This is a genomic window from Pseudomonas sp. RU47 (assembly GCF_004011755.1).
Classification (GTDB): Bacteria; Pseudomonadota; Gammaproteobacteria; order Pseudomonadales; family Pseudomonadaceae; genus Aquipseudomonas.
The window spans coordinates 4,830,589-4,843,774 of the sequence record NZ_CP022411.1; the positions used below are offsets into that span (position 1 = coordinate 4,830,589).

Below are 13,186 nucleotides of genomic sequence, written 5' to 3' on the forward strand. Positions count from 1 at the left end.
CAGCTCTTATTAGATGCAGCGCACGCAGCGCCAGAAAGTCTTAGCGAAGGGCCTTCCACGCGGCCACGTAGGCCTTGGCGTTCACTGCCACCTGCTCCGCCGTCATGCCCGGTTTGAACAGGCCCGAACCGAGGCCAAAACCTTTTACACCGGCATCGATAAACGCCTGCATATTGTCCGGCGTGATGCCGCCGACCGGCGCCAGTACCGTTCCCGTCGGCAACACTGCGAGCCAGGCTTTGACGACCGCCGGGCCCATCTGCTCGGCCGGAAACATCTTGAGAATGTCCGCGCCCTCCTCCAGTGCCGCGAAAGCCTCGGTCGGCGTGGCGACACCCGGCGACAGAAACAGCCCCGCCGCTTTCGCCGCGCGCAAGACCTTGGCATCGCTGTGCGGCATGACGATCACTTGGCCGCCGGCCTCTTTCACGAACTCGACCTGCTCCGGGGTCAGCACCGTGCCGGCACCGATCAGGCAATCGGCGGGCAAGGTCGTGCGCAGGATGCGGATACTTTCGTACGGCGAAGGGGAATTGAGCGGTACTTCGATGACGCGAAATCCAGCCGCATACAGGACTTCTCCGACAGCGGCGGCTTCCTGCGGATGCAGGCCACGCAGAATCGCGATCAGACCGTTTTGCGCCAATGCTTGCTTGAGCATGTCAGGCCTCCAGTCAGGGTTAACGGGATGAGGAATCGATCAGTCCGGCGGCCAGCGCCAGTTGCCACAGACCACGCTCGGTGGCCTGTTCGGCCAGCGTCACGTTGGCGAAACCGCAGGCAGCGAGGGCACGGCTGTAGCGCGTGCAGAGTTGCGCGTTGCCGATGAGGATGATCGAAGGGAGATTCGGGTTGTTGCGGCGACGCCGCTGAACCGTGGCGAGCGCCGCCAGTTCATGGCCGATCATCAGGCCGGACAGATAATCCGCCTGCGCGGTCGGGCTGAGTTCGCCGGTCAGGCCCAAGGTACGGGCACTGAACAACGTCGACAGCACGCCGAGTTCGCCGTCCACCGACTGCGCAACCTGCACACCACGGTCAAACGCCAGAGCATCGAACGCCGCCCCCTGCTTCAGGGTACGGCCGAGAATGCTGTGTTCACTGAGCACGGCGAACACTTCGCCGGTCATGAACGTGTCGAAATGGGTGATGCAGCCATCGACGACGTCCACCCATTTCGAATGACTGCCCGGCAGACCGATCAACAGATCAACACCCGCCTCAATCGGCAGATTCTGCAGCACGCCGAGCACTTGGGTTTCTTCGCCGCGCATCACATTCGGCAGGCGCGAACGCTGAATCACACCCGGCACGATATGCACGCGGGTGCCGCGCAGGCTGACAATTGTTTGTAGGGAGTTTCCGAGATTGGCGACGTTCGCCGGCGTCTCGCAGTAGGCTGCTTCACGCCAGCCCTGTGCACTGCCGACCATGCCGCAAGCTATCACCGGTAGATTCGGCTGCGCATCGAGCCAGTCGCCGCACGCCTCGTCGAACGCCAGTTCAAAACCATCGGCGCATTCGCGACCGTTGATGACTCGCGGAGTCTTCGGCAGTTGCATGATCCCGGACGACAGCGCGCGCTGCTCCAGCACCACACCGCCCGCCGCGAGTTTGTAAGCACGTAATGAGGTCGTCCCCCAATCGAGCGCGATCAATTGCGCCAGCATCGCTTCACCTGTTTTGTTTTTGGCAGTGAGTGCGATGGACTATAGACCTCTCAGGCGCTAAATCTCAATATGTAATTTTACATCCCATATTCCGGGACAGAATCAGTCCATTTTGTCCAACGCTGAACGACATCCAGATTATTGTTGATCAGGATCCTCACTGTTTCGTACTCGCTGGATCCCACCTCATGTGTGCGGCCCTTGTCGTCAGTTATTCCAGGCTCCCGGCGTCCGTCAGCGCGAATAATGGTGTACGCCGCGAAGGGCGCCGGGTTTTCCTCTGAACCTGAAACAACCTTCAGCTTCGTGTTGTTCGGTGCAAACGAAGCCAACATGCCGGCATAGGGCACGTCGCTACAGAGTCCGAGGCTGTCAATCTGGTCATATCCCAGCGCCAGGTTATAGCGCCAGCGCACGATGCACACTGAGGCAAAAGGCAGCAACGACCTCGGTCGGTCGGACTGTTCAAGCGAAATACGCGCGGGCGCCACGCGGGGATTTTCTATTGCAGCAATGAACCGCGACGTGGGCATGTACATGACTTTCGAGTAATACGCCACGAACGGGAACGCGGTGATCACCACCTTGCACGGAATGTATTCCTGCGGCTTGAGGATCTGCACCAACTCAACCGGTCTAATGTGGTTACGGCCGTCATTGACGGCGTGATTCTCGACACTGATATTCGCGAACATCTCATAGCGACGATCGCCTTCGATCAAGCGCATGCCGCTGACGATTCCCGAGGCCTCCAGGACGATTTTATGTTCGATGGAAAAATCCGCATCGCCATTCAACGAGCAATGGATCCACGTACCAATCTGACCTCGCCGACCATGATCTTCATAGAGGTCAACGAGGTTTCGGTCGGAGGTGAAACGCAGGTCGTAAGAGGAAGACATCTCGTGATTGATCGAGACAAATTCAAGCCTTGCGGGGGGAACATCCAAGTGCATGCAAGAGGAACACAACGCAAACAAAAAAACCAAAAGCAACCTTGCCATTACCGCTCCAAAAATCAACTGCTGGGCACGTCATCGAAAACTGTCGTAGTCCGACAGGGCAGAAAAGACATCTGCAACGGGGATGAACAGTGATTTGGTGTAATACGCCTTATAACCCGTTGCCGTAACCACCACTTTGCACGGAATCATCTGCTTGTCTTTCAACAAGCCTTTTATGGCGTCACGACTCAAGTACTTCGAGGTCCTTTTCTTTTCACCAACGTCCTTGAAAGCAATGCTCGCGGTATATCCGAATCCGGCCTTGTTCAAATGCTCCTTGTTTTCTCTGACCAAACCCATTGCTGCTTTCGATATCGTATGTTCAATGGAAAAGTCCGTGTCATCACCCAAGGCACAAACAAACACCTGATCAAAGCTGTTCGCTTTCTTTTCCCGCCAGAAAATCTCCAGCAGTTCCACATCCGAATTGAAATTGACCTCAAAAAAAACGCTATTCGAGCGCGGCGTAATCGATTCATAGCCCAATGACGCGGGGGTGATGTCATGAGACTTTGCGCAGGCAACGCACAATAACGACACAGCGATCAGCAATACCCATCTCATGCACCTTCCCTCAAGTAACCAGCAATTGAACTCGCCGACAAATCCAATGCCGACTGCCCGCACTCCAGGCGGGACTCATACAATCTCAAGGCCGAGTAATGGTTGAATTTGACGATCCCCATAACATCGGGACCGGATTCGATATCCCACTTGCCCCCCACCCAAGCGACTACGTCGGTTCGATCCATCTCGTCAGGCTCTGCCCGAACGTTGATCCAGGTTTCAGCCTTGGGCGTTGGCTCCGACCAGTAAATATCCGAAATCAACGCCACCATCACACCTTCCCCCACAGGATCCAGAGTAACGAGCATTTTCACGATATAACCTTTATCGGTGAGAATCTGCGACAAATGCGCGCCGTTCCACCCGCCCAGACTATGACCCACAATGTAGACATGTGCGGACTTGTGAGGCAGCTTGGAGAATACAAACTCTTCGAGGTCGGCCTCCCCTTTTACATCGTTGTATCCCATGTAATAGGGTTGGAATTTGCCGCCATAGCTCGAGCCCAAACGGACCTGCAAAGCTTCCATGGCCCGCAAGGTGTAGTTGCTAGGCCCGTCTCCGTAGTAACTTTCCGAATCGCCAGCACCGCCAATGAAAAAAGCCACAACCTCTCTGGCAAGCGTCACCGGTTTGACCGTCTGATCCTCTTTTGTCGTCAACTCATGACTGGCGACCAGTCTCCCGATGCATCCTTGAACGGCTCCGGATTGAGCTCCCATCGGTATTACTCCACGTACAGTTTGATGGTTTCTTTGAGGTGCGAACTGACCGTGTGGGTATGACCCTTGGCATCAGTGACGCCTCGTTCCAGCGTTCCATCTGCCCGTTCGATGACGTAGGCAATATAGGAAAGCGGTTCACCGCTGTTTTCATCAACAATCTGCATCCGATCATTGAAATGCACCGGCATCGGCAGCAATCCGCTAAACGCCGCCCCGCCGCCACTTTGGCCGATAATCACCGTCCCTGAACCACCGACCACGACATTGCCGTGCCCGCCAGTGCTGTCGAGCGTTGCGGCATTCAGGCCATTGATGAACACGGTGCCGGAAACGGCTCCGGTAATCGGACTGCCGCACGCCGATTTATCGGTCATGCGCGCGGCGGCGAGGCCGTCGAAGAAGACGTTCGGCGAGCCGGAAACAATCGGGTTGGTGCCATGGCCTGGCAATGGGCAGGCGGTCGGGTCGGTGACGCGTGCAGCAGGTTTACCACTCAATTCAAAGCTCCTTGCTTCAGGGGTTCCGGGTGCGGCTGATGAATATCGATGTCGGTCGCGGCGAAGCGCCAGCGGTTGTCGACGGGGTCGAACAGGGCGTGGCAATGCTCACGGCTGTCGGGTGATGCGGCGGTTTGCAGGTGTCGCCAGGCTTCGTCGGTTTGCCAGGCCAGTTCGGCCGGCGAGGCGTCGTCGAGTTCGTTGAGCCAGGCGTTGTAGTGGCGCAGTTGATTGCGCTCGTAAGTCGATTGCAGCAGTTCGGCCATTTGTGCGCCGAGGTCGAGATGATGCTGGGCCGTCCACTGGCCGATCTCGGAATAGACGTACCAGCCCATCGGCATCAACCCGCCGTCCTTGAGCAGCGAATGCCCGGCAGGGGCGACGAAACCACAACAGATGTACAGCGTCAGCCAGCCTTGATGGGCGTCGATAAACGCCGTCGGATCGAAGGTGCGCAGCGGTATCACGCGGTAATCGGCGAGTCCGGCACTGCGCGTCATCAACTCGGCATCGAGGCGCGACACGAACGCACGAATGGCAGTGCCGCCCGGGCTGTTCGTCGTACAGAGAATATCGACCGGTTGACGTTGGGGGTTGTCGCTCGAGCCTGAGTTTTTCACCAGGCCGTACAGACGCATTGTCGCCCGTAGTCCGCTCATCGCCGGTCACTCGTTGACGCGGCGAAGGCTCCACGGGCGTGGAGAAGTTGTGCCAGAGGCATTGCAGGTGTCGTCCGTGAGCGCGCAAAAATGGCGCGTAGAATGCCGGACTAGAGCGCTGGCGACAATCGAATTACTGCCGGATTGCCATCATCGTGTTCAACCCTCGGCAAACTCACGCAAAACCTGGCCATCCATGCGGTAGCGCACCCACTCTTCCTGAGGTTGCGCGCCGAGGGATTTGTAGAATTCGATCGCCGGCGTGTTCCAGTCGAGCACGCTCCATTCGAAGCGGCCGCAGTCGTTGTCGCAGGCGATTTTTGCCAGGTGGCGCAACAGGGTTTTGCCGGCACCGCCGCCGCGTTGCTCCGGGGTGATGTAGAGGTCTTCAAGGTACAGGCAATTGCTGCCGAGCCAGGTCGAATAGCTGAAGAAAAACACCGCGAAACCGATCGGCAGACCATCCCGCAGGCAGATCAGACCGTGGGCGGTGGCGCCTTCGCCGAACAGGCTGCGTTCGATGTCGGCGACGCTGGCGATGACTTCGTGACGGGCCTTTTCGAAATCGGCGAGTTCAGTGATGAAGGCGAGGATTTGCGGGGCATCGCTGGGGGTCGCCGGGCGGATTTCGATCGTCATGGACGGGCCTTGTCGGAAAAAGGAAAACGCCATACTAAGACGGTGCGCGGCGCTCGTCACATGGCAAAACACACACTACCCTGCGCAATGTTGCAAAAACAGCAGTCCCCTGTGGAAGCGAGCCTGCTCGCGAAAGCGTCCTTTCAGTCACCTGCATTGTTGATTGACAGACAGCATTCGCGAGCAGGCTCGCTCTCACACAGTGACTTCGACAGTCTAAAAGGATGTTTATGAACCTTGAGTTTTTTACACCGGTGGCGGCACTGGCAGCAGAGTTACTGCCGTACGCATTGGAGCCGTCCGACGACGGCGCTCACGACCTCGCCCACCTGCAACGGGTCTGGCACAACGTGCGTACGCTGCATGAAGAAGAAGGCGGTGATCTTGAGGTGTTGTTGGCCGCCGTGCTCTTGCACGATTGCGTGGCCGTCGAGAAGAATTCGCCACTGCGTTCGCAGGCTTCGCGGCTGGCGGCAGATAAAGCTTCGTCAGTGCTGGCCGATCTGAACTGGTCCGAAGAGAAAATCGCCGCCGTCGCCCACGCCATCGAAGCCCACAGTTTCTCCGCCAACATCACCCCGCTCACCCTCGAAGCGAAAATCGTCCAGGACGCCGATCGGCTCGACTCACTCGGCATGCTTGGCGTCGCCCGCACTTTCTACATCGCCGGGCGCATGGGTTCGGCGCTGTACGACCCGCAGGATCCCGAAGCGAAACAACGCGATTACGATGACACGCGTTTTTGCCTCGATCATTTCCAGACCAAACTGCTGCACCTCGCCGACGGTTTTCAGACCACCGCCGGCCAGCGTCTTGCGCAGGTCCGTCATCAACGTCTGAAGGGTTTCATGGAACAGTTCAAGGAAGAGATTGGCATCGTTTAAGCCGTTACTCCGGCGTGCGCTGAACCTGACTTCGCCAACTTCAGACCTAACCCGCTCACCTGGCGTGCTAAACAGATGACGCTGAATTTCCGGTCAAGGAACCGCGTCATGTCGCAAGCATCACCCCAGGTATCAGGCAAGCTGTTCGGCTTGTTCTGCCTCGCGAGTTATCTGCTGTCGTTGTCCTATGGCTCGACGTTTTTGCTGTCGCTGTTGATCGGTGCGCGCGGCGGCAATGAACACGATGCCGGCAGCGTGATTTCGGCGGCGATGCTCAGTACGTTTGTCGCAGTGCTGGTGTCCGGGCATCTGTCGGACTGGCTCGGTGCGGCGCGTTCGATTGCCCTGTTTGGTCTGTTGCTGGTGGCGGCGAGTCTGGGCTTTGCAATGACGCCGGGATTCGGTCATCTGCTGTTGTTTTTTGGTTTGTTACTGGGCCTGGGCTGGGGGGTGTTTTACACCTTGGGACCGATCATCGTTGCCAGTCTGGTGACGCCGGCGCAACGGGCCAGGTATTTCGCGTTGCTGTCGGGCAGCATGATGACTGGCATCGGCAGCGGCCCGTTACTCGGGCGCGCCGCCAGTGCGTTGGGTATGCCTGTGACCTCGGCGTTTTATCTGGCGGCGCTGGCAAGCCTGATCGGCGCGCTGCTGTTCTGGCAACTCGGCGCAAAACTGAAAAGCACACAGGCGACAACCGCCGCGAAAATCAGCTGGCAAGCAACCACTCAAGTGCTGGGCTCGCGCGCCGTGTTCCCGATCATCATGGTCGGTCTCGGCGGTTGCGTATTCGGTGGCCTGTCGAGCTTTCAGACCAGCTATGCCGCTGCGCGCTCGCTGGATTATTCATTGTTCTTTCTGGGCTTCATGAGTGCGGCGATCAGCAGTCGAATGTTGATCGCGGGGTATGTGGTCAAGCGTGACCCGTTGCGCGCGTCGAGCCTGCTGTCAGGGTTGATGTTGAGTTCGATTGTGCTGTTCGCGTTCGGCGTGCACGGCGGGTTCACTTACCTGCTGGCGGCAGTGCTGCTGGGTGTTGGTTATGGCCTGACCTATTCGGTGATCAACGGTCTGGCCGCCAACGAAGCACCGGCCGGCACCACATCACAGGCGCTGTTGCTGTTCAGTCTGGCGTACTTTATCGGCGTATTCGGCTTCCCGTTGCTCGCTGGCAAAATCATCGTCGAACACGGCATGGCAACGCTTTTACACACTGTGTTGGTAGTGGCATTGATGAACTGGCTGATCACCCTTGGTCGTCTGCTCTGGCGTCGACTGAATGTCAAAACCGTACCAGCGATTTAGACCGTTCGTCGTTCATCAGGCACCAAACCGCTCAGAGGGCAGACCAACGACAGGTAAGGATTCCAATCACTGGAGACGCCCTATGATCCCGTCAAGGTTGACCGCTTTCGTATTCAGCGCCCTGCTCTGCCCTGCGGTTTTCGCAGCATCCGCTACCGCTGCGGGCACTGGCCCTACCGACCCGACCCCGCCACGCGCCCCCGCCATCAACAGTGCCCCCGGTATGAACACCGATGGCTCGGGCGTGCCTTTGATCAATCAGCCTCCCGCCACCGGCACCGATCCGCGCACTCAAGGCGGTGATCCGGGTCGTCAGGGCGGCATGAACACTCCCGACGCCCCCGCCACGCCTGACAATGCGGGCCCCGGCGTTGGCTCAAAAACCACCACAGGTGGCTCCGGTTCCGAAGGCTCCGGTCAGTAGTTCGCCGACGCGAGCGCCCTATTCAATCCAATGAAGAGGTAACCATGAACGTCGATAAAAACCTGGAAAAAGAAGTCCTCACCCGCCTGCTGCACGCCCATCCGAGTGGACTGGGCAAGGAAGTGTTGGACAATTACCGGGGCGAGAAAGTCGTGGCCAGCGCCCTCGCCGCTTTGCAGGATCGTGGACTGATTCACCACGGGCATGTGACCTGCAACGAGGCTGGCGAACATTCGTTGAACCTGCCGATCAAGCTCAGTGCCGCTGGCGTTGAGGCGGCGCGCAAGCTGGATCTGCAGTAGTCCTGAGGCCGCTCGCTGCCGATGCGGCGAGCGGTATCCAGCATTGAATTTTGTGTTGAAACTAATGGTCCTTTCGCGAGCAGGTCGAATCGTCGCACCGTCGCTCCCACATTGGAATGCATTTCAATGTGGGAGCGAGCCTGCTCGCGAAAGCGGTAGATCATTCGCCGCTAGATTCGCGGATAAACACTTCCACTTCAGCCGCTCCCGGCGATGTCGCCGGCCCCCAGCGTGTCACCGCCAACGCCGCTGCCGCATTCGCCCGCCGCGCCGCTTCATGCGCTGACAAACCCTGCGCCAACCCGGCAACAAACACCCCGGCATGGGCATCACCCGCGCCATTGCTGTCCACGGCTTTCACGGCAAACCCCGGCACATGCCGACGCTCGCCGACCTGATGAATCCAGCACCCTTGCGGGCCGTCACGCACCACCATTAGTACATCGCCGGGCAGATGTTCAGCGAGACGATCCAGCGCCGCGCCAATATCCTCAGCGCCGGTAAAGCGCAGCGCTTCAACACTGTTGCTGGTCCAGACATCAATGCGCGGCAGCAACGCTTTCATCAGCGGCGAGTCCGGCGACTCCACCAACGGGCCCGGATCGAACACAACATTGATCGAGTCCGGTAGCGCCAACGTCCAGTCGAGCAACGCTTGGGCCTTGCCTTCGTGGAGCAGGCTGTAGCCGCTGAGATAAACGTAATCGCCCGCCTCGGCCGGCACGCTGTTCAGATCCGCCTCAGTCACTTCACCTTCAGCGCCGATGTAGGAAATGAAACTGCGCTCGGCGGACGCATCGGTCAGTGCCACACACAAACCGGTGTCTTTCGGTGCGGGTTCGGTGATGCCGATGTGAATTCCCTCGGCATTCATCGCCTGACGCGCGAGATCGCCGAAACGCCCACTGCCATGGCGACCGAGATACACCACCGGCAGGCCGTTACGCACCGCCGCCGCCATCACGTTGAAACCGCCGCCCGCTTCGAAACCGGCCGACTGCGCCAGCACGTCACCGCCAATCTGCGGCAGTTTATCCACGGCCATGACCAGGTCGATGATGACCTGGCCGGTGTGCAACATCTTAGGCATGAGCATTCTCGGTTTGCGCGGCGCGGCGATCTTTCGCCCCGCCCAGTACAAAGTAAATCCCACCAGCGACGACGAAGGTCACGATCCAGCCGAGGCCGTTGTGGCCCAGCCACGAGTCGGACAGGAAGCCCTTGAACCAGACGTTCTCGGCAGTGGTGCCGATGGTGGTGAAACTGAAGCCGAGGACAATGGCAATCGACCATGCACCAAACGCACGCCACTCGATACCGCCGCGATACCAGTAAGCACTGCTCGGGCTGACGTCGAGAAGGTCCTTCGGGCTGTAGTAGTGACGATGAATCAGGTCGACGACGAAGATCCCGACCCATGCGGTGATCGGCACGGCAAGCAGGGAAATGAAGGTAATGAACGGACCGTAGAAGCTGTCGGCGATCAGCATGAAGTAGATCGAGCCGGCGAAGATAGCGACGATATCGACCACCACCGCGTAGACGCGCTTGACCTTGAGGCCGAGGGTCAGCGTGGTCAAACCAGCGGAATACACCGACAGGTTGTTCGACAGCAGCAAGCCACCGAATGCGGTGATCAGGTACGGCACCGCCATCCAGGTTGGCAGCATGTCGCGAATTGCCACGATCGGGTCAGTCGCCGAGGCCAGGTCGTTGTTGCCCACCGACAGCAGACCGCCAAGAGTGATCAGCAGTACCAGCGGAATACCCGCACCAAACGCGGCAGACGCGACCAGACGCACAGCCTTGACGCTGCGATGCTGATAGCGCGACATGTCGGCGCCAGCGTTGGCCCAGCCGATGCCGGTGCCGGCGGCCATGGTGCCGATACCGATGATCATTGCGCTCATCGGCGCCGGTGTCGCGTTGAACACTGCGCTCCAGTCGATGGTCGCGCAGAGGAAGCCGCCAACGAGAATGTTCAGCGCGCCGAACACGTAGGTCGCCCACTTCTGGATGACCAACAACGTCGCGTGACCGAGGCCGGATACTGACAAGGTCAGCAGAACGAAAATCGCGATGAAGATCAGCGTCAATACCGGTGCGCTTTTCGCTTCGACCGGGGAGCCGAACAGGATCGAGCACAGCGACAGCAGCACGAATGCAGCGGTGGTGGTGTTGACCGTTTCCCAACCGAGACGCGACATCAGCGAGACCAGCGTCGGGCCGATATTGCCGCGCACGCCGAAGATCGCTCGTGACAAGGTCAGGCTCGGCGCACGACCACGTCGACCGGCAATCGAGATGATTCCGACCACCGCAAACGAACCGGCAGCGCCGATGATCGCGACGATGATCGCCTGCCAGATCGCCAGCCCGCGAAACGCCACCAGCGTGGCGCCCAGCGGCAAACCGAGGATGGAAATATTGGCGGCGAACCAGACCCAGAACAGTTGCAGCGGATGACCGTTGCACTCGGCTTCCGGCACCGGTTCGATGCCGCGGGTTTCCAGTTGCCCGGCGCTTTGCCCGGCGTTTGATGAACTCATGAAGGTGCTCCTGTTTGCCTTTTTTGTGGTTGTGGCAATGATGCAAAACGACAAGACATCGCGGCCATCCTCGGCCTGTCTGCGCGATCCATTGCGGGTTAAATATTCGAATATGCGGTGCGGCCATCGCGAGCAGGCTCGCTCCCACAAGTACCGTGTAATCCCTGTGGGAGCGAGCCTGCTCGCGAAGACGTCAGCCCAATCAGCGCAAAGCCAACAGCCCCTGCACCAACGGCTCAAGCTCCAGATGATTAACGGCCTTAACCGTCTCGATCATCTCGGCAGGCCAACTCTCAAGACCCAGGCAGGCCCCAAGCATCGCGCCAAGAATCGCCGCAATGGTGTCCGTGTCGCCGCCAAGGCTGGCGGCCATGCACAGCGCATCAAACGCGCTCATCTCACCGACCGCCACTTGCTGTGCCAGTGCAAACGAAACCACCACCGATTCCTGTGAGGCCACCGAAGTGCCGATCACGTCGTAGAGCAGATCCGCCAGTAAAGCCTTGTCGCTATCGACACTGATGGTGCGCGCCCAACTGATGCGCGAGGCAATACGCCCACCGGCGACCCAGTGCCCGTGCGCCTCGGCTTGCTGAGCGATTTGCTGACCGAGGTTCAACGCCTCGCCCAGGTCCATGCCGTTGATGCCGGCAGACACCACCGCCGCCACTGCTGCCGCACTGGAAATCCCCAGCGTGGTGTTGTGGGTGACCTGGCAGGCCTGTACCACCGCCGCAATAAACCGTTCAGGGTCGACAACATCCGCCGCAATCCCCACCGGCGTAATGCGCATCGCCGCGCCGTTGGTGGTGCCGTAGCGCCCGGCTTCTTCCGGCGAATGGCCGGCAAGGATCATTTCGATCGCGCGTTTGGTCGACGGCCCGAGCAAGTCCTGCGAGCCTTTGGCCTGCATTTCGGCTTCCCACTCGATCAAACGTTGCGCGAGGATCGCCGGCTCGATGCGGCCCTTGCCTTCGACCAGCAATTCGCCGACCAGAATCGCCTGCTCGGTGTCATCGGTGATCGAGCCTTTGGGCATGTTCGCGGCGATCGGCTGCAAGGGGCCGGCATCCTGCAGATCGGTGATCTGGCCGAAGCGGGTCTTGATGGTTTCGCGGTTCAGCGATTGCGTCGGCATGCCCAGCGCATCACCGAGGGCCAGGCCATAGAAAGCGCCGAGGGCACGGTTGAGCGCGGTCATTTCGATTCTCCAAATTGCAGGTGCAGACGGAAATGCACCGGGTCGAGCAGGCTTTCAACCAGCTCCATGAAACGGTTCTGGCGGTCGTAAGTGGTGCGCAGGGCTTTGAGGAACACCGTGCCCTCAGGGCGGCCAAGCAGTGCGGCGTCTTCGGCATTCAACGGTTCGGCGCCGATCCATTGATCGCCGCGTTCGCCGATGTAACCGTAGGCGGCCAAAGTAATGGTCAGGGAATTGTCGATCAGACCAACGCGCGGCAGGCTTTCCAGGCCGCCGGTGGCTGGCATCAACGAGCGTTCGAGGGAGACCAGCGTGCCTTCGTTGGAACGGCGACGACGGTCGAGGGTGATGAATTGGTCAGTGCCGAATCGCGACAGCAGGTCTGGCCGGGTCACGGCTTCCAGACGCAACACTTCGGTATTGATCATCGCCCCGCTGTCGGCCAAGGCCTGCGCCCAGCCGCTGCGCTGGTCGAGGGCGACACCGTCGAAAGTGACGATGGAACCGACACCGCTTTGCGTGGCGATGTAGTTACGCCGTTTCAGTTCGGCCAGCGCTTCGCGCAGCGTGCCTCGGCTGACTTTGAATTCTTCAGCCAACTGATGCTCGCCAGGCAACAGAAAGCCGTCCTCCATGAGGCCGCTTTCGATGCGCCGGACGAGTTCGTCGACCACCCGTTGTTTCTTGTCAAATCGTACCTGTCTAATCATGTACAAATTGATACCCGAAACAAGCGTGGGCGGGCAAGGGATATTTAGGG

16 protein-coding genes are annotated in these 13,186 nt (G+C 59.3%); 4 read left to right on the plus strand and 12 right to left on the minus strand.

Annotated elements, in window-relative coordinates; genetic code table 11:
- Positions 1-40: 40 nt before the first annotated feature.
- The 8 genes from CCX46_RS21945 to CCX46_RS21980 all read right to left on the minus strand — a co-directional run bounded on the left by CCX46_RS21945 (position 41) and on the right by CCX46_RS21980 (position 5,761).
- Positions 41-661 (minus strand): 2-dehydro-3-deoxy-6-phosphogalactonate aldolase, encoded by a 621-nt coding sequence (locus tag CCX46_RS21945; RefSeq protein ID WP_127929314.1) that lies wholly within the window; start codon positions 659-661, stop codon positions 41-43.
- A gap of 19 nt (positions 662-680) precedes the next feature.
- A complete protein-coding gene (locus CCX46_RS21950; RefSeq protein ID WP_127929315.1) occupies positions 681-1,670 on the minus strand; it encodes a 2-dehydro-3-deoxygalactonokinase in 990 nt (329 codons plus the stop codon).
- 77 nt (positions 1,671-1,747) lie between these two features.
- On the minus strand, positions 1,748-2,674 hold the full coding sequence (locus CCX46_RS21955) for a hypothetical protein (protein WP_127929316.1): 927 nt from the start codon (positions 2,672-2,674) through the stop codon (positions 1,748-1,750).
- 30 nt (positions 2,675-2,704) lie between these two features.
- Complete coding sequence (locus CCX46_RS21960) at positions 2,705-3,238, minus strand: hypothetical protein (protein ID WP_127929317.1); 534 nt, start codon at positions 3,236-3,238, stop codon at positions 2,705-2,707.
- On the minus strand, positions 3,235-3,963 hold the full coding sequence (locus CCX46_RS21965) for an alpha/beta hydrolase (RefSeq protein WP_127929318.1): 729 nt from the start codon (positions 3,961-3,963) through the stop codon (positions 3,235-3,237). The genes CCX46_RS21960 and CCX46_RS21965 overlap by 4 nt, the downstream gene beginning before the upstream one ends.
- A 5-nt stretch (positions 3,964-3,968) precedes the next feature.
- The gene (locus CCX46_RS21970) at positions 3,969-4,463 is read right to left on the minus strand and encodes a PAAR domain-containing protein (RefSeq protein ID WP_108226305.1); all 495 of its coding nucleotides are present in this window, start codon (positions 4,461-4,463) and stop codon (positions 3,969-3,971) included.
- Positions 4,460-5,122 carry a hypothetical protein gene (locus CCX46_RS21975; RefSeq protein WP_127929319.1) on the minus strand — a complete coding sequence of 221 codons (663 nt, stop codon included), beginning with the start codon at positions 5,120-5,122 and terminating at the stop codon, positions 4,460-4,462. Before CCX46_RS21975 ends, CCX46_RS21970 begins: the two co-directional genes overlap by 4 nt.
- Before the next feature lie 159 nt (positions 5,123-5,281).
- Positions 5,282-5,761 (minus strand): GNAT family N-acetyltransferase, encoded by a 480-nt coding sequence (locus tag CCX46_RS21980; protein WP_007908312.1) that lies wholly within the window; start codon positions 5,759-5,761, stop codon positions 5,282-5,284.
- Between the two features lie 230 nt (positions 5,762-5,991).
- On the opposite strand from CCX46_RS21980, the gene CCX46_RS21985 reads away from it, so the two are divergent.
- The 4 genes from CCX46_RS21985 to CCX46_RS22000 all read left to right on the plus strand — a co-directional run bounded on the left by CCX46_RS21985 (position 5,992) and on the right by CCX46_RS22000 (position 8,676).
- Complete coding sequence (locus CCX46_RS21985; RefSeq protein ID WP_095048595.1) at positions 5,992-6,645, plus strand: HD domain-containing protein; 654 nt, start codon at positions 5,992-5,994, stop codon at positions 6,643-6,645.
- Between the two features lie 108 nt (positions 6,646-6,753).
- Positions 6,754-7,950 carry an MFS transporter gene (locus CCX46_RS21990; RefSeq protein ID WP_127929320.1) on the plus strand — a complete coding sequence of 399 codons (1,197 nt, stop codon included), beginning with the start codon at positions 6,754-6,756 and terminating at the stop codon, positions 7,948-7,950.
- Positions 7,951-8,032: 82 nt separating this feature from the next.
- Positions 8,033-8,374, plus strand: a complete 342-nt coding sequence (locus CCX46_RS21995) for a hypothetical protein (protein ID WP_127929321.1) — start codon at positions 8,033-8,035, stop codon at positions 8,372-8,374.
- A 44-nt stretch (positions 8,375-8,418) separates the two neighbouring features.
- The gene (locus CCX46_RS22000) at positions 8,419-8,676 is read left to right on the plus strand and encodes a hypothetical protein (RefSeq protein ID WP_016986009.1); all 258 of its coding nucleotides are present in this window, start codon (positions 8,419-8,421) and stop codon (positions 8,674-8,676) included.
- Between the two features lie 160 nt (positions 8,677-8,836).
- On the opposite strand, the gene CCX46_RS22005 is transcribed toward CCX46_RS22000, so the two are convergent.
- The 4 genes from CCX46_RS22005 to CCX46_RS22020 all read right to left on the minus strand — a co-directional run bounded on the left by CCX46_RS22005 (position 8,837) and on the right by CCX46_RS22020 (position 13,136).
- The gene (locus CCX46_RS22005; RefSeq protein WP_127929322.1) at positions 8,837-9,766 is read right to left on the minus strand and encodes a PfkB family carbohydrate kinase; all 930 of its coding nucleotides are present in this window, start codon (positions 9,764-9,766) and stop codon (positions 8,837-8,839) included.
- Positions 9,759-11,225: a purine-cytosine permease family protein gene (locus CCX46_RS22010; protein WP_127929323.1), complete on the minus strand. Its 1,467-nt coding sequence runs from the start codon at positions 11,223-11,225 to the stop codon at positions 9,759-9,761. Before CCX46_RS22010 ends, CCX46_RS22005 begins: the two co-directional genes overlap by 8 nt.
- 202 nt (positions 11,226-11,427) lie before the next feature.
- Entirely contained in the window at positions 11,428-12,426 is a 999-nt protein-coding gene (locus CCX46_RS22015; RefSeq protein ID WP_127929324.1) for an ADP-ribosylglycohydrolase family protein, read from the minus strand.
- A complete protein-coding gene (locus CCX46_RS22020; protein WP_127929325.1) occupies positions 12,423-13,136 on the minus strand; it encodes a GntR family transcriptional regulator in 714 nt (237 codons plus the stop codon). The genes CCX46_RS22015 and CCX46_RS22020 overlap by 4 nt, the downstream gene beginning before the upstream one ends.
- Positions 13,137-13,186: the final 50 nt, after the last annotated feature.